This is a genomic window from Wolbachia endosymbiont of Spodoptera picta, assembly GCF_018141665.1.
Taxonomy (GTDB): Bacteria; Pseudomonadota; Alphaproteobacteria; order Rickettsiales; family Anaplasmataceae; genus Wolbachia.
The window spans coordinates 672,324-690,866 of sequence record NZ_CP067976.1; the positions used below are offsets into that span (position 1 = coordinate 672,324).

An 18,543-nucleotide genomic window follows, 5' to 3' on the forward strand; every position below is an offset into this window, starting at 1 on the left:
AGTATGGAAAAATAAAATGACACGTAAACAAAATGTAAAAGATAAAGTTATATTTTTAGATAGTTTGCGTAACAAAACAATAGGTGAGCTTTCGATTTTTTGGACAAAAACCCAAATGTCGAAATCTTTGATTGGATAAGTAACAATACTAGTCATAGCCTAAAGCATAGAAGAGGTTACAATATTAGTAATAACATGAAACTTAGGTGCATAGGTGTAGGAATTGGTTTAGTTGCTGGTCTAGTTGCAGCATGTTGTTTAGTGCAAGAAACTTTAGCTCTTATTGGCGGTTCTGGTGTAGTGTTGATTGCATTTGCTATAGTTGGTGCGTTACTTGGAGCTGGAGCGGGCTATGTTGTAGGTAAATGCCTTGATAAAATTAAGGTTACAAATATGCAAAGAGAAATAAATTATTAAAGGTTCGTGTTGTATTCTGAATTTCTTTCAATACTTAAAGATTTACAATCAGAGCAAACTACCTGGCCACGTGGAACTGATTTCAGCTCATCAGTTGAAACTTTACTTGAGCAGAATATGCATTTTATTTTATCACTTGGGGCGAGTGAATGATCAACAGCAATTCTATCATCAAAAACAAAACACTCGCCCTCCCAACTACCACTTTTGTTGTGAGTTTTTTCAAGGTAGGAAAGAATACCGCCTTTAAGGTGATAAACATCGTTAAATCCAAGGCTTTTCATATATGCTGTAGATTTCTCACATCTGATTCCACCAGTGCAGTACATAGCCACTTTCAGGTCTTTACTCTCAGAAAATGACTCTGCCCACTGAGGAAAATCTCGAAAACGCTGAGTATGTGGATTGATTGCATTTTTAAACTTGCCTAGTTTTACTTCGTAATCATTTCGTGTGTCTATCACTAAAACATCAGGTTGAGAGATAAAATCATCCCAATAATCTGGATCAATGTACTGACCTCTAACGGAAGTATCGAGATTACTTACACCAAGATTCACAATTTCTCTTTTTAATCTCACTTTCATCTTACTAAATGGTTGATATTCTGCTGCACTCTCTTTCCATGTAAGGTCCCTTAGTCTATAATCAGAACATAGAAAATCTAATATTTTATCAATCGCGTTTCTTTCACCAGATACGGTTGCATTAATACCCTCTTCTGCAAGGAGTATAGTACCCTTTAATTCGACATTGTCGCATGCAACTTTTATTTCATCTTTCATGTCATAATAATTAGAGAGTTTTACAAAATGATAGAAAGTTGCAATGACAAAACTCATAATTAATTAGTTTATCGATTTAAAACATAATATATAAAATTATGAAGATATTCAATAGGACGGCTGTTAATTACTGGATATCTTTAGTTTTTGCATATAACATTTTAATATCAAATATAGATTCAAGTTAATGTTTCTGAGAGTATTTAAAAATATATTCTTGTTTTTAGTAAGTGTATTATTTGTCTGCCCTATACTATCGTTAATATCGATTCTATTTACAGAATCAGCAAACTCTGGATGGGTAATTAGTAGACTTTTTACTGAATATATACTCAATACGTTAATTTTGATGGTAGGAGTAGGGTTAATATCCTTTATATTTGGAGTAATTCCAGCTTGGCTTACTACATTTTTTTCGTTTCCCGGAAGTAGAATTTTTGAGATTGCCTTATTCTTTCCGATATCAATTCCTGGATATATAGTATCGTTTGTTTATGTAAATACGCTAGAGTTTTCAGGTCCGATTCAGAGCTTGTTAAGAGATACTTTTCAATTGGGCAAAGGTGACTATTGGTTTCCCGAGATCAAATCCCTAGGTGGTGGAATATTAGTAATGGGATTTAGTCTATATCCATACGTTTATATGTTGGTCCGCTCAAGTCTAAAGAGCGTTAGTAACTCAGTCACTATTGCATCAACACTTGGGTTCTCCTCATTACAGAGTCTGTTTTCTGTCATCATACCCTCCATACGTCCATCAATTATAGCTGGGTTATCCTTGGTACTAATGGAAGTAATTACAGATTTCGGCACACCACAGTTTCTTGCTATCGATACTTTCACGACAGGAATATACCGTACTTGGTTTTTATTGCATGACAAATATTCAACTACTGTTTTGGCAGTTGCAGAACTGATTTTCGTTGCAACACTAATAGTTATCGAGAAAAAACTACAAAAAAGAGAAATATCTTACTCTTCAATCAATACTAATGCAGATTATCACAATAAACGTAGTATAAACGGTTCTATATCGTTGATCTTTTCTTATCTTATGTGTTTATTGCCGATATTAATAGGCTTTATTTTACCAATGATTCCACTTATATATTGGAGCATAGAGAAAGGCTTTTTCATATACGAAGCAAGATTTTACAATATAATAACAAACAGTATTAGTTTATCATTTATTACCGCGCTAATCTCGATCAGCATTGCAATAATTATTGGATATACAGCACGTAAAAATAAGGTAATAAGCAATATAGCACGTCTCATTTCTCTTGGATATGCAATTCCAAATGCAATTATTGCGATTAGCATAATAATATTTTTAAGCAGAATATCTTCTTTCATTACTCAATATATTGTAGAAATTAGCTTGGTAGGAACTATTGGCGCATTAGTTTACTCATATTTATTTCATTTTTTTGCTATATCTTTCAAGGCGATAGAGTCGGGACTCAAAAAAACACCAAATGAAATTGAATGGACTGCATATACTATGGGTCATGGGCCTATTTCCACGTGCCTGAATATTCATATTCCCCTTATCAAGAAAAGCATACTATCGGGATTTCTGCTCGTGTTTATGGATACGGTAAAAGAACTCACGGCAACACTAATTATCAGACCATTTAATTTTGAAACTATATCAACTAGAGTATATGAACTTGTCAGCGATGAGCGTTACAGAGAAGCTGCCCCATTTTCGTTAATGATAGTTATTATAGGTTTAACCTCTACAATAATCTTATTCACACTTGATGATAAGAATCAAAAATAAACTATTTTGCATCTGTTCAGCAGAGTAACAAAATAAGATAGACGAAAAAAGACAACTATAGAAGCAAATGGTCAGTGCTTTCGTGTTTATCAACTTAGTTGGATCTCAGTATCAGCTACTCGGATGACATTATGGAAGCTCAAATGACAAAACAAGAAGCACTGGTTTCAGATGCACTTAAACAAATACACTATCTTGATGATCAATGAGGTCTAGTGTTAACGTATGGACTATCTAAGGAAAAGGGTGGTACCATAACATCAAAGGTTTTTATGCTCTCTTCGTTCAGAAATTCATATTTACCCTGCATTATTCCTGATGGTGTATTTAAGTATGTTCCACTTGTATATTTGAATACCTCTCCAGATTTTATTACAGGTTGTTCTCCAATAACACCAAATCCGGCAATTTCATTTATTTTGCCCTTATGATCTATTATTCGCCAATAGCGACTTAATAATTGAATGGTTGATGAGCTTTTATTTTTTATCTTAACATTATACATCCATACGTAACAATTTTCATAAGGAATGGATTGCTCTTCAATGTAAATTGGCAAAACTGTAACTTCAACAGAATTAGTAATAAGTGTGTATTTCATGGTCATCGTAAAGTGTTCATGATAAAAATTTAACACACTTCAATTATACACTTTTTTCATGGATTTTCCAAGCATATTATCGTACTCTAACTAGGAAGTATTAATTTACATGATGAACAAAACAGATCCACTGGATAAAAAAGTGATAGGAATAATAGGAAGTGGGCAATTGGGTAAAATGACTGCTATCGCTGCAATAAAACTTGGGCACAAAACGCATATTTTTGCCAGTGCTAAAAACGATCCAGCTTGTTCTGTTGCTGATGACTTAACAATAGCAGACTTCTGTGATAAGAGAGCACTTGAATCTTTTGCACAGAGTGTGGATTTAGTCACTATTGAGTCTGAAAATATTCCATGTAGTGCAATTGATATTGTGTCGCAGCATACAGATTTTTATCCAGGCAAAAAGGCATTACACATTTCGCAAAATAGGCTGAGAGAGAAAGATTTTATTAGAGATTTAAGCATAAAAACTGCTGATTACAAAAGTATACAAAATTATAATCAGCTACTAGAAAGTAGTGAAACTTTTAGCTATCCAGTGAGGCTAAAAACAACAGAAATGGGTTATGATGGAAAAGGACAATATGTGATTGAAAATGATTCTGAACTGAAGCAATTTGCTTCCTTCGATTGGAATAAAGAGTACATTCTTGAAGCAAGTGTTGATTTACTGAAAGAGGTTTCAATAGTCGTTGCAAGAGATAAAAACGGTAAAGTAGCTTTTTTTCCCATAGCAGAGAATCACCACGTTGACGGAATACTTAATACTTCAATAGCACCAGCTAAAATAGATAATAAATTAGCCCAAGAGGTACAAAAAACTGCAGAGAAAATAGTAACTGCGCTTGATGTAGTAGGAATTCTAGCTATTGAATTTTTCATCACTCAAAATCATGAATTACTAGTTAATGAACTGGCCCCAAGACCCCACAATTCTTGCCACTGGAGCTTGGATGCATGCAACGTTAGTCAATTCGAGCAGCTAGTTAGGATAATATGCGGGCTATCTATGCAGGAAGTAGTATTACGCTTTCCTTGCATGACAAAAAATATAATAGGTAATGATATATATAATTCTCACAAATATTTGAGCAACGAAAAAGCTAGTTTAACCATATATGGGAAAAAAGAGGTTAGGGACAAGCGTAAAATGGGACATGTCAATATAGATTTAAGTTATTGAGCTATAAATGCTCTTTGATCAAGATCTCCAAGATCTGCACTATATTTAGTGCTGCACCTTTGCGTAGATTATCAGCTACTATCCACATATTGAGTCCATATTTTATGGTACTGTCTTGTCTGATACGCGATACATATACAGCATCCTCCTGTACAGTATCAATCTGAGTCGTATATTCACCGTCTTCACGCCTATCGTACACTAAAATTCCACTATCTTCGGCTTCACTGAGCATTTCACGAGCTTCCTTTTCAGTTATATGCTGATCAAATTCTACATTTACCGCAATAGCGTGTCCAATAAAGACAGGCACTCTTACACAAGTTGTAGTCACTTTTATATTCTCTCCTAAAATTTTTTTTGTTTCCTCTTGCATTTTCCATTCCTCTTCTGTAGAGCCATCTTCCATGAACCCTCCTATATGGGGAATGCAATTAAATGCTATTTGCTTAGGAAATATTTCAGATTTTTTAGCTTCGTTCATGAATATTTTTTTTGTCTGGTTGTAGAGTTCATCCATTGCTGCTTTACCTGCACCAGAAGTTGATTGATAAGTTGAAGCAACGATTCTCTTTATTTTTGCTTTTTGGTGCAATAAATGCAATGCCAACAACATCTGTATTGTAGTACAATTTGGGTTAGATATTATGTTGTGATTCTTATATTCCGTAATTTTATCTTTATTGATCTCTGGAATAACTAGTGGCACGCCTTCTTTCATCCTAAAACGAGAGGTATTATCTACGACAATACATCCAGCTTCAGTTGCAATCGGTACGTATCTCTCGGAAACATGAGACCCAGCACAGAAAATTGCTATATTAATTCCAACAAAATCGTAGTTTTCAAGGTCTAAGACAGTTAATTCTTCATCGCCGAAACTTACCTTTTTTCCCTCTGATTTTTTTGATGCAAATACAATAACAGAATCTATTGAAATTTTTCCTTCGTCTTGAAACTCGGCAAGCGCGCTTAATACCTCACGCCCTACTCTTCCTGTTGCTCCAATAACAGCAATTTTATATCCCATTAGATAAACCTCTGACTTTAAAGCTATATTATATTTTTACTGATAAAATTTACAATTACTTTAATATTTTTCCCTTGCAATTAACCATAATTTAGTTATAATTATAAGATACTAGTAATATTGCATGGTAGAATGAAATGAGTAAAAAACATGATGACACTAAGGTCAAACCTACAGTATCTGAATTTCAAAAGCCTGAAAAAGTCAATAGATTAGAGATTCAAAATGTTCTTTCGAAAAAAAGCAAGACAGCGATAAATTTTGATGATAAAAAGTATGGTGTGAAAATTTCTAAGATAGACCAGCATCTTTCAAACAAGAAGCAAGAATCTTTTGGATTAAGAGATTTTTTAAGTTCAATATCAATAATGGGAAGATTTTTAGTGAAAATTTTCACGCCTGAAAAAGAAGAGTATAAAAAACTGCAATCGCAAATAGGTCTTTCTAATAAAGCAAAAAATGAGATCTACATAGATAATAAACGCACAGAAGAAGTAGGTAGCAAACTTGAGAATGGTAATATTGAACAAGTAGATAAAGAGAAAAAAAATCTTGGCCCATAAATATTAACCATTTACAGTGTATCTCTCACTATTGAATTTGTTGCACAGAAGTTTTGCAGTACCAAAATAAATAAATGGGTATGCCACTTGCAGTGAACAGGCTCGAAATCAGCAGAGTACCTACAGGGGTTTCTAATATCACCCAACAACAAAAGGTTGTTGCTATGCTACCAATTAAAAGCTTATAACAACTCCTCTCCTGTATAATAACCTTTAGAAAGGCAAAACAGCACGCAAGATAAACGAACAAAAATGAAATTACAGAAAAGTCAATAATCGACGTAATCTGCTGGGCAAAATTGTTGTTTGAAGTGAGAATTAGTAAAATTGCAGTTCCAATTGAACTAACTGTTATTCCCCAAAAAGGAGAGCCATGCTTGTTCCTTTTAGCAAAGAATTTTGGCATTAGTCTATCTTCTGCAAGACCAAAAGCAACTTGTCCACTAGATAAAACCCAAGCGTTTAGACTGCCAACACAAAAAATGAATGCAACTATAGAAACAATTAAATGCCAATTACCAGAAAACATAATTTTTATCGCATCAACATATGGTGCTCTTGAACTTGCTAAATTGTTGCCATTGATCAATCCCATAATTGCAAAATTGTTGATAAAATATATAACAGCAACACAAACTGTGCCAAGCACCACAGCTTTTGGTATAGTTTTAGCTGGATTATCAACTGACCCTGCAGGTGCTGTTGCCAATTCAAGTCCAATAAAACACCATAAAGTAAGGAGTGTAGAGCGGGCAAGAATTTGCGATGTTGTAAGACTTAATATTTCTTCACTTATGATAAAATTATTTCTATCGAAAAAAAACAACGCTGCTACAGGTATTGCAAGCAATACAGCAACCTTCACAACCGTGAGCAGAAACTCAACGTGCCCTGCAGTAGCTATTCCCCTTAAATTTATTAATGTAATGATTGTAAATAACAACAGCTCTAAAAATAAACGTATACTTTTGATATCTTCATGGAAAAATGGTGTAAGATAGCCAACACCCACAACTATTAAAGCTGTTGTACTAACCCATGAGATTACCCAATATGTCCAACCAACAAAGAACGCTGCAGCAGGACCAAAAGTATGTTTCACATAAACGTGAGGACCTCCTGTTTCTGGAAACTTTGCACATAGCGTAGCAAAAACTAGCGCAAGAGACACAGCACCAGCTCCTGATATCATCCAACTTATAAGGCTATAAGCGCCATATGGAGCAAGGCTAATTGGAAGCATAAAAACCCCAGAGCCGATCTGACTACTAATGACTAAAGCAAAAACAGCCCAAAAACCTATTTTATTTGACACAATACCTCTTAATTCTATTAATGTAAGCCAGTAGTATAGCTTAAGAATTTTAGCAAATAAAAAATTTAAGTTAAGTTTTTCGTTTATGATACCAAAGTAGATAAATAAGTGTTCCGCTTAAAGGGAATAGACTTGATATTAACAATGTTTTTATAGAAGTCTCGTATATTATCCAACAGCAAAAAGATACAGCCACACCTCCAATTAAAAATTTGCAGTAGCTTTTGTCTTGTATATTAACTTTGAGAAAAGCAAGGCTACATGCTAAGTAGATAAACAAAAATGACACCACAGAGATATCAATTATTGAAGTTACTTGCTCAGCAAAACTTTTGTTTGACGTTAGGATAAGTAAAACTAACACCCCCAAAGTACTGAGTATTATTCCCCATAATGGAGCATCATGCTTATTTTTTTTGCCAAAAAATTGCGGCATTAACTTGTCTTTTGCAAGGCCTAAGGTGACCTGTCCATCAGCTAAAAACCAAGCATTTAAATTACTTACAGAAACGATAAAGGCAACAACAGAAATAATTAAATGCCAATTACCAGAAAACATAATTTTTATCGCATCAACATATGGTGCTTTTGAACTAGCTAGTTCATTACCACTTATCAATCCCATAATTGAAAGACTATTGATGAAATATATCACAGCAACACAGACTGTTCCAAGCACTATAGCTCTTGGTATTGTCTTAGCTGGATTATTGACGGATCCTGCAGGTGCTGTTGCTGATTCAAGTCCAATAAAACACCATAGAGTAAGGAGTGTAGAACGAGCAAGAGTTTGTGATATTGTAAAGTTTGATACTTCCTCGCTTACAATAAAATTATTTTTATCAAAGAAAAACAACCCTGCGATAGGTATTGCGAGAAGTGCAATAATTTTAACAATGGTCAGCAGAAGCTCAACATGCCCAGCAGTAGTTACTCCCCTTAAGTTTATTAGCATAATAGCTAAAATCAATGTTATTTCTAAAAGCAAACGTATATCTTGTATATCATTATGAAAAAGTGGGGCTAAATAACCGATACTTGCAATTGTCACAGCTGTTGAGCTTACCCACGAGCTTACCCAATATGTCCAGCCAACAAAAAAAGCTGCTGTAGAGCCAAAGGCATGTTTCACATAAATATGAGGACCACCCGTTTCTGGAAATTTTGCGCAGAGTGAAGCAAAAACTAAAGCAAGAGATATAGCACCAAATCCTGATATAACCCAGCTTATGAGGCTATAAGCGCCGCATGGTGCAAGGCTAATTGGGAGCATAAAAATTCCAGAGCCGATTTGGCTACTGATCACCAAGGCGAAAATAGCCAAAAAGCCTATTTTATTTGACACGACAATGTTTAATTTTTATCTGAATATATTAACAATATAGCTGAAGCTCGAAAATTTCAATTGATCTTTTTTGTATAAAAATTTGCATTTTTTTAATTTAAGCATATAATGACGAGTATATTAATAGGTTATTAAGAAGTGGTTTATGAATCCGAGGTTAAAAACATTTTTGGTTGTTTGTGGGTATGTTCTATTAGTTGGTGCTGCTATTGGAGCAATTTTTTTATTTGACTACTTACTTGAGATCTTTATTGATGCGCTTTATGCATTCCTTCTTGCCAAAACTTCAAGTGAGGTGTTAGCTGCTTTTGGAACACTTGCAGTTTTACTTGCCACTTGTGTTTTGTGCTACGGACTGCATAAGCTCTGTTCTATTTTTACAGAAAAGATTACAAGTAGCTATCAATCTTTCAAAAATGAAAATAGTGATGATAACATTTTTTCTGAAGTATATAATGACCCGACAATAGGGTTGAAAGATAAGATTTTATTTTTTTCTATATACTCAATATATTGTATCCAATTACCATTTTTGTATTGTTCATCGAAGATATCAGAGCTTAGCAGAACATTATCAAATAGTAGAGCGTTGGGTCTTAGAATATGTTTAGTGCTTATTAATACTATATTATTGATCCCAGTAGCACTTCTTGAGTTAATAAAGTATCCATTAATAAAGCTCTTCTCGCCTCTGGGTTTAAGTGTAAAGCAAATGAGCTTTTTGTTTAATGTAAGTGATGTAGGTACTGGCAGTCAGAGCGTCCATACTAGTAGTTTTGAGTATAGCATTCTTCAATGCGCTCAAGATTTAAAGCAGAAATTTGGGAATCAATCAAATGTACTCAATAAAGAGTTTGAAGATTACATAAATAATTCAGATGAGTTGACAGGGAATCAAAAAGAACAATTAAAACTTTATCTTAACTTTAATGGTTCCAATGGAGCAACTTATAGAGAATCAAGAACTGAATTAACGCTAACACAAACTGCAAACTTAGTTTTAGCTGCAGCCAAGAATCAAAAGTTAGATGTAGATTTACTAAAATGCATGTTACTCATGCGTTTACAAGAAGGAAGTGGTGCATGTCATCTTGGAATGTTTAATCGTATTATTTATTCGCTTAGTTGCCTTGAAGCAAAAAATAACTTTACAGTTGAGGTAAATGCTCAAGTATACGAAAGAATGCCAAGCATTACGGAAGAGTTTCTCAACCATTATGAAAGCAAAAAGATGAAGATTTTAAAGAATAATTTTAACAATTTCTACTTTGAGAATGGTATGGATCCTGAAGTAAAAGATAGTATGGGTAAGTTGATGGAAGAGGCAAAGCAATTTGTCTTTAATAAGTTGTATGTCGATTACTATAATAGATATGGCCAAGAAGTTGGAAGGGGTCCTATAAAGCAGAAATTGAAAGAACTAATTACAGATGAGGATATCAAGGAAGCAGTAAGTGCTGTAATAGATAATATAGAAATCCCTGAAAAACCATCTACTTATCTTGAAAAGATGAAAGCATTTTTTGCAGGGCATACAAGATTCTCTGCTGCTTAAAGCTCTAAGACTTGTCTAAATTTTGATTGTGAGTTAGGCGTGAAGCTAAAATTGATATTTACAATTAACTCACAGCAACCTAGGTAATGGCAATCTGGCCGCCTTCTAATTTTTCCTTATTGATTTGTAGCAGGTTCTTTGTTATGGTTATGAAAAGAAACTTCAAACCTCATTAGTATACTTTGATAGGTGAGTGTTAAATATGATAATATTGATAACAAATGATGATGGTTTTGACAGTGAAGGAATAAGACTACTTAAAGAAATTGCACACAATTTTGCATCGGAAGTATGGATAGTGGCACCAGATACTGACAGGAGTGGATCTGCAAGATCTCTTGATTACCCAGTGAAACAATCTATTAGAATAAACCAACATAGTGAAAGGGAGTTTAGTGTGTCTGGTACTCCCGCAGATTGTGTTATTATCGCGTTAAATAAAATTATGAATAAGAAACCAGACTTAATATTATCTGGAGTAAATATTGGATCAAATGTCGGAGATGATATTTGTTATTCAGGCACAATTGGTGCTGCAATGGAAGGTGCTGCAAGATCTATACCTTCTATTGTGCTGAGCCAAGTTTATCATGGTAAAATAGACTGGAACAATACAAAGATTTTTGCACCAAAGGTTATTGCCAAGCTAATGAAAGTTGGTTGGCCTAAAGATATAGTGATGAGTATAAATTTTCCTGCTACAGAAAAAGTGAAAGGGGTCGAATTTGCTGAACAAGGTGAATATAAAATTGATGGTGATTTAACTTTTACTGAAAACTTGAATGGTTCTTTGAGCTTAAATTGGTCTCGAGAGCACTCAGGCAATGGTAGTATAAATAAAATAAAAGGAGGTTTTATTACTATTACACCAATAAAATTAGATTTTACAGATTATGATATATTAAATGCTATGAAAAATTCTTATGCAGAGGAATTTTCTTCTATAGCTAACACTCCTATTGCTTCTGATTAGATATTTTCTACGATTTTATCGCGAGCAATCATTTTTTCTTCACCCGTGTCCATGTTTTTAATTTTTAAAGTTTTACTGCTTAGCTCTTCATCACCAAAGATTAATACAACTTTTGCATTTGCTTGATTTGCTTTTTTCATTCGGGTTTTTAGAGTTCCACTATGTTCATAAGCTACGTATAAACCATTCCTGCGTAATTCATTTGCAAGTGTTAGAGCATGTTCTCCAGCCTCTCTACCAATTGGAATTAGGTAAATAGGTCGCTCTTCTTTCGGAGAATAATTGATTAACTCCATTATGCGTTCAATACCTCCTGCAAATCCTATCGCTGGAGTGTGTTTTCCACCTACTGAAGATACTAGATTATCGTATCTTCCACCGGCAAAAACTGCCCCTTGTGCACCTAAATCTTCTGTGACAAATTCAAATACTGTGTGACAATAATAGTCTAGACCTCGAACTAATTTGCTATCTACAGTGTAAGGTATGCCAAGAGCTTGCAGTCCATTTAACACCTGGTCAAAGAAATATGAAGATTCTTTTGTATAATAATCACTGATTTTTGGTGCGTCAGAGATTATTTCTTTATCTGTCTTATCCTTAGAGTCTAATATTCTGAGTGGATTTTTAATCAATCTATTTTGACTATCTTCTGATAGGTCATTTTGAAACTTTTTTAAATACGATATCAAAGCTTCTCTATATTTAGTTATTGTTTCACCATCGCCCAAAGAATTAATTTCTAGTTTTACATTCCTATTGATGCCAAATTCAGTTAGTAGGTGCTGAGCAAGTGATATCAATTCAATATCAACTCTTAGATCTTCTATACCAAAAACCTCAAAATTTATCTGATGAAATTGTCTTTGTCGTCCTTTTTGTGGTCTTTCATAGCGGAATGTAGGTCCTGTTGAGAATAATTTTATTGGTGTTTGCAGTTTTTTTTCAATGAGTAACCTAACAATAGCTGCAGTGAACTCAGGACGCAGAGTTATGCTCTTTCCCCCTTTATCAATAAAAGTATACATCTCTTTAGTGATAATATCTGAGCTATCACCTAAAGTCTTTGTAAAGACTTCTGTGTATTCAAATATCGGAGTTTGAACAGTTAAAAAGCCGTATAAACTTGAGATTCTATTTGCTGTTTGCTCTATGTATTTAAATTTATACCATTCATCAAACAGAAGATCTTTCGTTCCTCTAACTGTTTGATTAGTCATAGCATAGTCTCTATACCTGAAACTTCTGGTATGTGATAGCTTAGCATATTCTGCACTCCTTGTTTTAAGGTAATTGCAGCACTTGGGCACCCAGAGCAAGCTCCTTGCAGTTCAACGTAAACTATTCCGTATTTATAGCCACGGAACTTGATATCACCACCATCTTGAGCAACTGCAGGTTTAATATAACTTTCCATCAATTCTTTTATTCTATTTACAATTTCTATATCATTTTCATTAAAGAATTCTTCCTCTAGCATTTTATTATCACTTACTCCTTCTTTATCAAATGCTTTTCCACCAGAAGTAAAGTGATCCATAATTGTAGTTAAAATTTCCACCTTTACTATATCCCAATTCATTCTATCTGATTTTGTTACCGAAATAAAATCATGACCAAAAAATACTCTTACAACATGTTCTATTTGAAAAAGATTTACTGCTAGTTTGGAGTTCTTTATTTCATCTGCATTTGAAAAATCAGCTGTTTCTCCTTCGCTCAGAATTTCAAAACCAGGAAGAAATTTCAGCGTGTTTGGGTTTGGTGTTTCTTCAATCTGGATAAACATGTTATTTACCATGACAATTATAATTGTTACTATTTAATCATAAAATGATAAAAAAATATACATGTCATTCATCTTCTTCCTTTTTTTGATATTCACAATAATCACGTTTGTTTTACCTAGCGTTGTTGTATTTTTTCTCTTTTTGGCAAAGAGAAATAACATAAGTTTTATGATGAACTCTATATTAAGTAAGTTTTTGAACGAATTTAACAGCAGTAAAAGTTACACCAAAAATTACACTGGTGATAATATGTCCAAAGATGAAGCATTAAAAATACTGGGGCTGAATTCCGAGGCAAGCCAAAATGAAATCAATAAGGCATACCAAAATTTAATGAAACTGGTCCATCCAGACAAGGGAGGATCGGAATATTTTGCACAAAAGTTAAACGCAGCACGTGATAGGTTGATGAAGACCTAATTTTAACCATTGTTTTCTCTGTAAATTTTGCTTGTACATATTAAGTTGCATGATATAAAGCCGGAAACATTATTCTTTAGGAGGTATTTGATGAAAAAACTTGAGAGATTGAGAAAGAATTTATTTGCGGCTATAGATGAGCTTAATATTAAGAAAGTTAAAAGATATGTTAAAAAGGCAAGATATATAAATAAAGAAAAAGAGATTATTAATGGTAAAAAAGATGTTATGGCACCTATACATCTTGCTGTTTATAAAGGTAGCTTAGAGATAGTGCGGTTTTTGCTTAAAAATAATGCTAATATTAATGCTGTTAGTGATGGATGTCTTGTTCCTTACTCGTACGTTACTACCATGAGTAGCAAAACAGAAATAAAAGAAATGATATATCATTGTACTAGTAGTACCACTTCCCAAGTAATACAAGGTTTTACAGCTTTACACTTAGCCTTTTTTTATTGTCGATTAGATATCGCGAATCTTCTGCTCAATAATAACATTATTAATGTTAATATTAGAAATGCAAATGGCAAAACGGCATTTGAGGTTATACCAGGTTATGAAAGTTTTTGCAGTGATGGCTGTGACATGAGCAAAATATACTTAGATTTATCAAAATTTCATAAAAATAATTGTACAGAACTATTACTCTCTGCTAGAATAAATACTAAGTTAGAATTAGAAGCTGTTGATACTCCAGATGCAGCAAGTAGTACAGCGAACCCTTTCTCAGCCTCCACCAGGGCAAATACTAAGATAGGATTGGAAGCTGTTGATACTCCAGATCCTGCACCAAGCAGTGCAGTAAAACCTTTTTCTTTTATTAATAGTATATTTAGTTGGGTAACCACTGCCACACTCAATGGCTTATTCAGCAGTGCTCCTACTTTACTTCCTGCACAGCAATCTGTTGATCACTTGGCTGGTAGCCCAATTGGTTCTTCACAAGTTGATTTTAATGCAACAGCTCTACTAGTTGATGTAGTGGTCAAAAAGTTCACAGGGAAAAAGTATTCAAGGCTACTGGACAATCCACCTCTGACAAGACTTTCTATTATAGAAAAAAAACTCGAGACAGCACTTAGTAAGTGTAAAAAACTTTATCAATGTCCTGAAAGTTCATTAAGCAATTTAACGATATCTAAAGGTATACATCAAAAGTCCCTTTAAATCAGTTAAAATAAGCACTCAAGCTTGAGTGCTTATTTTCGTATAATCCTCTTTAAGTTTAAGCTCTTATATGTTGGGAATAAGCTGCTACGAAATTTAAGTAAATTAAGGAAACTTATAGCGTTTTGTACAAAAACTAAATGTAGCACGGTATACACAATGAAATAAATAATCTCTTGCGTTGTGGAATTTCTTTAGCTTTACATATAAATTTTACTAGTATATGCATAAATTATGTGATATACAATCAAAAGTTTTACTCTTTAGGAGGGGTTATGGTTACAAAAACAGAAGTTGAAAAATGGAGAGACGGGCTACGTTCTGCAGTAAAGGAACATGATTTTCAAAAAGCTGAGAAGTATATTAGAGAAGGAAAGACACATACTACTAATGTTATTAACTCTAAAGATAGAAATGGTAACTCACCTTTATCGATTGCTGTTAGTAAACAAGATTTAGAAATGATGAGGTTTTTAATTGAGAATGGCGCAGATGTTAATATTGAGGACTTTTTTCGTGTGCCTCCTATATACTATGCTGTTACAAAGGGCACCACAGAAATGATAGAGCTTCTAATCGATAAAGGAGCAAGCATTAGTGGTTATTTTTCATATGCTGATAAAAAATGCACTCTTGTAGGTTGGGTTATAGACAAGAATAGTCCGGAAAAAGTGGAGGTCTTACTTAAACATGGTGCTAGCCCAAACGGCAAATTTGATCTTCTTGCTTATTCACAAAATTCATGCCTACATGCTGCTATTGAAAAAAACTACTCAAGAATAGTTGAGCTTCTTATTGAATATCGTGCTAATGTCAATGTTCAAAACGAACAGGGACAAACACCTATATATTTGGCTATTAGTTCAAAACGTCCAAAAATAATTAAGCTATTATACGATAATGGTGCTGATATTGATAATGTTAAGAATATAAGGAACGAGACACCATCAGATTATGTTAAGTTATTTTATCCAGGTAAAACGATAAAAGAAATTGCTGCAGAGGCAGAGAGTATCAATGTAAATCCAGATCCTGCACCAAGCAGTGCAGTAAGGCCTTCTTCTTTTATTAATAGTGTATTTAGTTGGATGGGAACTTCAACAACTGCTGCACTCAGTAGCTTATTTCAGAGTGCCCCTGCTTTACCTCCCGCACAGCAATCTGTTGCACATTTGACTGGAAGCCCAATTGATTTTTCGCAAGTTGATTTTAATGGAACAGCTCTGCTAGCTGACGTGGTAATCAGAAAGTTTATCGGGAGGAAATATTCAAGACCATTGGATGATTCACTTTTGACATTGGAGCAAATTAGAGAAAGAAAGGTTAGTGCTATAGAAAGGGATATTAAGATGGTAATTAGTGAGTTTGAAAAACTTGATCAATGTCCTCGAAGTTTATTAAGCAATTCAACAATATCTAAAGGTGTATGTCATCAAAAATCCCTCTAAATCAGTTAAAACAAGCACTCAAGTCTTAGTGCTTGTTTTCGTGAAATCTATTATTTAAATTAAACTTTTTATTGTGCGTTGTAGGTAAGTTGTTACAATAAAATGAGTTAAGATGAAAAGACTTTAAGTTATGGAAGATGATAGCAAGAAAGAAATAACAGAAGAAAAAGGTATATTAGGTTGGATAGAGTATAGACTGCCTATATTTTCTTTTCTAAAACATACCGCTTCTTATCAAGTACCAAAAAATTTAAATTATGCTTGGAATTTTGGTTCTTTGGCTGGTATAGCACTAATTTTGCAGATAATAACAGGTATATTTCTTGCCATGCACTACACTCCGCATGTTGATCATGCATTTAATAGTGTGGAGCGTATAATGCGTGACGTAAGTTATGGATGGCTGATACGTTATACTCATGCTGTTGGGGCGTCACTCTTCTTTATGGTGGTCTATGTTCATATCATGCGTGGATTATATTACGGATCTTATAAGAGACCGCGAGAAATGGTGTGGTTTATTGGCATATTTATATTTTTTGCAATGATGGCAACTGCCTTTATGGGGTATGTTCTTCCATGGGGACAAATGAGCTTTTGGGGTGCAACAGTTATAACTAACTTATTTTCAGCCATACCTTTAATTGGCAATAAAATAGTTATATGGTTGTGGGGTGGTTTTTCCGTTGATAACCCAACACTTAATCGTTTTTTTGCCCTTCATTATCTTCTGCCCTTCATTATTATTGCTTTAGCTATGTTGCATGTTGTTGCTCTGCATAGATTTGGCTCTAATAACCCAAGTGGAATAGAAGTAAGGTCAGGTAAGGACACTATTCCTTTTTATCCTTATTATATAGCAAAGGACTGCATAACTTTTGGTTTATTTTTTATAATTTTGTTTGGATTTGTTTTTTATGCCCCTAATTATCTTGGTCATCCTGATAATTATATAGAAGCTGATCCTATGGTAACTCCAGTACACATAGTACCAGAGTGGTATTTCCTACCTTTTTATGCGATGTTGCGCTCAATTCCAAATAAGCTTATTGGTGTACTTACCATGTTTGGATCTATTTTAGTTTGGTTTCTTTTGCCTTGGCTTGATAAATCAAAGGTTAAAAGTGGTGCTTATCGCCCATTATTTAAGAAATTTTTTTGGGTTTTTGCAATAAATTTTGCATTTCTTGCTTGGCTTGGGGGGCAGGAAGTTAAAGAGCCTTATATTACTTTAAGTAGGCTCTCAACTCTTTATTATTTTTCATATTTTGTGATAGTTTTACCTTTACTTAGTAAGTATGAGAAACCAAAAAAATTACCAAAAACAATAAGCGATTCCGTTCCGGAGATGAAGTGATGCTGTTGGTTAAAGTTGCTGTATTTTGTATATTATTTCTCACTAATTCTTTGTCTGCAGAGGAGTTTAAACCTTTACCAAATAAGAAAATCGACTGGAGTTTTGATGGAATTACTGGATCTTTCGATAGAGAGTCAATTCAGCGTGGCTATAAAGTATACAAGGAAGTCTGTGCTGCTTGCCATTCAATGAATAGAATAGCGTTTCGTAATTTGCAAGATGTTGGTTTTTCTGAAGAGGATGTAAAACAAATTGCAGCCTCTTACCAAGTTAAAGATGGTCCGAATGATTTGGGTGAAATGTTTGATAGACCGGGAGTGTCTTCGGATTATTTTATTGCACCTTTTGATACAAAAGAAGCAGCTGCAGCAAGCAACAATGGAGCAATTCCACCGGACTTATCATTAATTGTCAAAGCAAGACATGATGGTGCAAATTATGTCTATTCACTACTAATTGGTTATCAAAACGGTGAACATGATGAGAACGGTTTATATTTTAATCCATATTTTTCAACAGGCAGGTTAGCTATGGCACCACCACTCTCTGAAGGAATGGTAGAATATGATGGTACAAGGCAAGCCACAGTTGAAAATATGGCATATGATGTGGTAAATTTCTTACAATGGGCAGCAGAGCCAGAACTGGAGCGCCGACATAAACTTGGGCTAAAAATAGTGACATATTTTATAACTTTGACGGTATTTTTTGTTCTCACTAACAATAGAGTTTGGAGCCAACTCTATAAAAAAGGAAAATAGAACTTCATTTACGCTCGTTTTTATACCTTACTCATAAT

The 18,543-nt window shown here is 34.0% G+C and carries 17 protein-coding genes and 1 pseudogene; 11 read left to right on the plus strand and 7 right to left on the minus strand.

What is annotated here, in order from left to right; genetic code table 11:
- The first annotated feature begins 16 nt into the window (after window positions 1–16).
- Window positions 17–417, plus strand: a pseudogene (locus JKF54_RS02910) (hypothetical protein).
- Here JKF54_RS02910 and trhO read toward each other — a convergent pair.
- Window positions 414–1,259: an oxygen-dependent tRNA uridine(34) hydroxylase TrhO gene (gene trhO / locus JKF54_RS02915; RefSeq protein ID WP_211907487.1), complete on the minus strand. Its 846-nt coding sequence runs from the start codon at window positions 1,257–1,259 to the stop codon at window positions 414–416. The pseudogene JKF54_RS02910 and the gene trhO overlap by 4 nt on opposite strands.
- Window positions 1,260–1,389: 130 nt before the next feature.
- Between trhO and JKF54_RS02920 the strand changes: the two genes are divergently transcribed.
- Window positions 1,390–2,988 carry an ABC transporter permease gene (locus JKF54_RS02920; RefSeq protein ID WP_211907488.1) on the plus strand — a complete coding sequence of 533 codons (1,599 nt, stop codon included), beginning with the start codon at window positions 1,390–1,392 and terminating at the stop codon, window positions 2,986–2,988.
- Window positions 2,989–3,190: 202 nt separating this feature from the next.
- On the opposite strand, the gene apaG is transcribed toward JKF54_RS02920, so the two are convergent.
- Window positions 3,191–3,595: a Co2+/Mg2+ efflux protein ApaG gene (apaG, locus tag JKF54_RS02925; protein WP_211907489.1), complete on the minus strand. Its 405-nt coding sequence runs from the start codon at window positions 3,593–3,595 to the stop codon at window positions 3,191–3,193.
- 106 nt (window positions 3,596–3,701) lie between these two features.
- On the opposite strand from apaG, the gene JKF54_RS02930 reads away from it, so the two are divergent.
- Complete coding sequence (locus JKF54_RS02930) at window positions 3,702–4,778, plus strand: 5-(carboxyamino)imidazole ribonucleotide synthase (RefSeq protein ID WP_211908734.1); 1,077 nt, start codon at window positions 3,702–3,704, stop codon at window positions 4,776–4,778.
- 1 nt (window position 4,779) lies between these two features.
- Here the strand turns inward: JKF54_RS02930 and JKF54_RS02935 are convergent, their stop codons facing one another.
- Window positions 4,780–5,808, minus strand: a complete 1,029-nt coding sequence (locus JKF54_RS02935; RefSeq protein WP_211907490.1) for an aspartate-semialdehyde dehydrogenase — start codon at window positions 5,806–5,808, stop codon at window positions 4,780–4,782.
- Window positions 5,809–5,945: 137 nt separating this feature from the next.
- On the opposite strand from JKF54_RS02935, the gene JKF54_RS02940 reads away from it, so the two are divergent.
- Complete coding sequence (locus JKF54_RS02940) at window positions 5,946–6,371, plus strand: hypothetical protein (protein WP_211907491.1); 426 nt, start codon at window positions 5,946–5,948, stop codon at window positions 6,369–6,371.
- Window positions 6,372–6,399: 28 nt separating this feature from the next.
- On the opposite strand, the gene JKF54_RS02945 is transcribed toward JKF54_RS02940, so the two are convergent.
- Window positions 6,400–7,686 (minus strand): APC family permease, encoded by a 1,287-nt coding sequence (locus JKF54_RS02945; RefSeq protein ID WP_211907492.1) that lies wholly within the window; start codon window positions 7,684–7,686, stop codon window positions 6,400–6,402.
- 70 nt (window positions 7,687–7,756) lie between these two features.
- Window positions 7,757–9,031 carry an APC family permease gene (locus tag JKF54_RS02950; protein ID WP_211907493.1) on the minus strand — a complete coding sequence of 425 codons (1,275 nt, stop codon included), beginning with the start codon at window positions 9,029–9,031 and terminating at the stop codon, window positions 7,757–7,759.
- 145 nt (window positions 9,032–9,176) lie between these two features.
- Here JKF54_RS02950 and JKF54_RS02955 point away from each other — a divergent pair, with 145 nt between their 5' ends.
- Together JKF54_RS02955 and surE are read left to right on the plus strand one after the other, a co-directional pair.
- The gene (locus tag JKF54_RS02955) at window positions 9,177–10,586 is read left to right on the plus strand and encodes a hypothetical protein (protein WP_211907494.1); all 1,410 of its coding nucleotides are present in this window, start codon (window positions 9,177–9,179) and stop codon (window positions 10,584–10,586) included.
- Window positions 10,587–10,788: 202 nt separating this feature from the next.
- Window positions 10,789–11,559, plus strand: a complete 771-nt coding sequence (gene surE / locus JKF54_RS02960) for a 5'/3'-nucleotidase SurE (RefSeq protein ID WP_211907495.1) — start codon at window positions 10,789–10,791, stop codon at window positions 11,557–11,559.
- Here the strand turns inward: surE and hisS are convergent.
- Entirely contained in the window at window positions 11,556–12,779 is a 1,224-nt protein-coding gene (gene hisS / locus JKF54_RS02965; RefSeq protein ID WP_211907496.1) for a histidine--tRNA ligase, read from the minus strand. The genes surE and hisS overlap by 4 nt on opposite strands.
- Window positions 12,776–13,348 (minus strand): NifU family protein, encoded by a 573-nt coding sequence (locus tag JKF54_RS02970; protein WP_211907497.1) that lies wholly within the window; start codon window positions 13,346–13,348, stop codon window positions 12,776–12,778. The genes hisS and JKF54_RS02970 overlap by 4 nt, the downstream gene beginning before the upstream one ends.
- Before the next feature lie 169 nt (window positions 13,349–13,517).
- Here JKF54_RS02970 and JKF54_RS02975 point away from each other — a divergent pair, with 169 nt between their 5' ends.
- From JKF54_RS02975 to JKF54_RS02995, 5 genes are all read left to right on the plus strand, one after another.
- Window positions 13,518–13,769, plus strand: coding sequence for a J domain-containing protein (locus tag JKF54_RS02975; protein WP_245609393.1), 252 nt, complete (start codon window positions 13,518–13,520; stop codon window positions 13,767–13,769).
- Window positions 13,770–13,859: 90 nt separating this feature from the next.
- Window positions 13,860–14,939 (plus strand): ankyrin repeat domain-containing protein, encoded by a 1,080-nt coding sequence (locus JKF54_RS02980; protein ID WP_211907498.1) that lies wholly within the window; start codon window positions 13,860–13,862, stop codon window positions 14,937–14,939.
- 275 nt (window positions 14,940–15,214) lie between these two features.
- Window positions 15,215–16,387: an ankyrin repeat domain-containing protein gene (locus JKF54_RS02985; RefSeq protein ID WP_211907499.1), complete on the plus strand. Its 1,173-nt coding sequence runs from the start codon at window positions 15,215–15,217 to the stop codon at window positions 16,385–16,387.
- Between the two features lie 130 nt (window positions 16,388–16,517).
- Window positions 16,518–17,744: a cytochrome b gene (locus JKF54_RS02990; RefSeq protein ID WP_211907500.1), complete on the plus strand. Its 1,227-nt coding sequence runs from the start codon at window positions 16,518–16,520 to the stop codon at window positions 17,742–17,744.
- On the plus strand, window positions 17,744–18,505 hold the full coding sequence (locus tag JKF54_RS02995) for a cytochrome c1 (RefSeq protein ID WP_211907501.1): 762 nt from the start codon (window positions 17,744–17,746) through the stop codon (window positions 18,503–18,505). The genes JKF54_RS02990 and JKF54_RS02995 overlap by 1 nt, the downstream gene beginning before the upstream one ends.
- Window positions 18,506–18,543: the final 38 nt, after the last annotated feature.

Bases quoted from the DNA above. Each gene is read 5' to 3' on its own strand.
- trhO (WP_211907487.1), bottom strand. From the start codon at position 1,259: ATGAGTTTTGTCATTGCAACTTTCTATCATTTTGTAAAACTCTCTAAT.
- JKF54_RS02920 (WP_211907488.1), top strand. From the start codon at position 1,390: ATGTTTCTGAGAGTATTTAAAAATATATTCTTGTTTTTAGTAAGTGTA.
- apaG (WP_211907489.1), bottom strand. From the start codon at position 3,595: ATGACCATGAAATACACACTTATTACTAATTCTGTTGAAGTTACAGTT.
- JKF54_RS02930 (WP_211908734.1), top strand. From the start codon at position 3,702: ATGAACAAAACAGATCCACTGGATAAAAAAGTGATAGGAATAATAGGA.
- JKF54_RS02935 (WP_211907490.1), bottom strand. From the start codon at position 5,808: ATGGGATATAAAATTGCTGTTATTGGAGCAACAGGAAGAGTAGGGCGT.
- JKF54_RS02940 (WP_211907491.1), top strand. From the start codon at position 5,946: ATGAGTAAAAAACATGATGACACTAAGGTCAAACCTACAGTATCTGAA.
- JKF54_RS02955 (WP_211907494.1), top strand. From the start codon at position 9,177: ATGAATCCGAGGTTAAAAACATTTTTGGTTGTTTGTGGGTATGTTCTA.
- surE (WP_211907495.1), top strand. From the start codon at position 10,789: ATGATAATATTGATAACAAATGATGATGGTTTTGACAGTGAAGGAATA.
- hisS (WP_211907496.1), bottom strand. From the start codon at position 12,779: ATGACTAATCAAACAGTTAGAGGAACGAAAGATCTTCTGTTTGATGAA.
- JKF54_RS02970 (WP_211907497.1), bottom strand. From the start codon at position 13,348: ATGTTTATCCAGATTGAAGAAACACCAAACCCAAACACGCTGAAATTT.
- JKF54_RS02975 (WP_245609393.1), top strand. From the start codon at position 13,518: ATGATGAACTCTATATTAAGTAAGTTTTTGAACGAATTTAACAGCAGT.
- JKF54_RS02980 (WP_211907498.1), top strand. From the start codon at position 13,860: ATGAAAAAACTTGAGAGATTGAGAAAGAATTTATTTGCGGCTATAGAT.
- JKF54_RS02985 (WP_211907499.1), top strand. From the start codon at position 15,215: ATGGTTACAAAAACAGAAGTTGAAAAATGGAGAGACGGGCTACGTTCT.
- JKF54_RS02990 (WP_211907500.1), top strand. From the start codon at position 16,518: ATGGAAGATGATAGCAAGAAAGAAATAACAGAAGAAAAAGGTATATTA.
- JKF54_RS02995 (WP_211907501.1), top strand. From the start codon at position 17,744: ATGCTGTTGGTTAAAGTTGCTGTATTTTGTATATTATTTCTCACTAAT.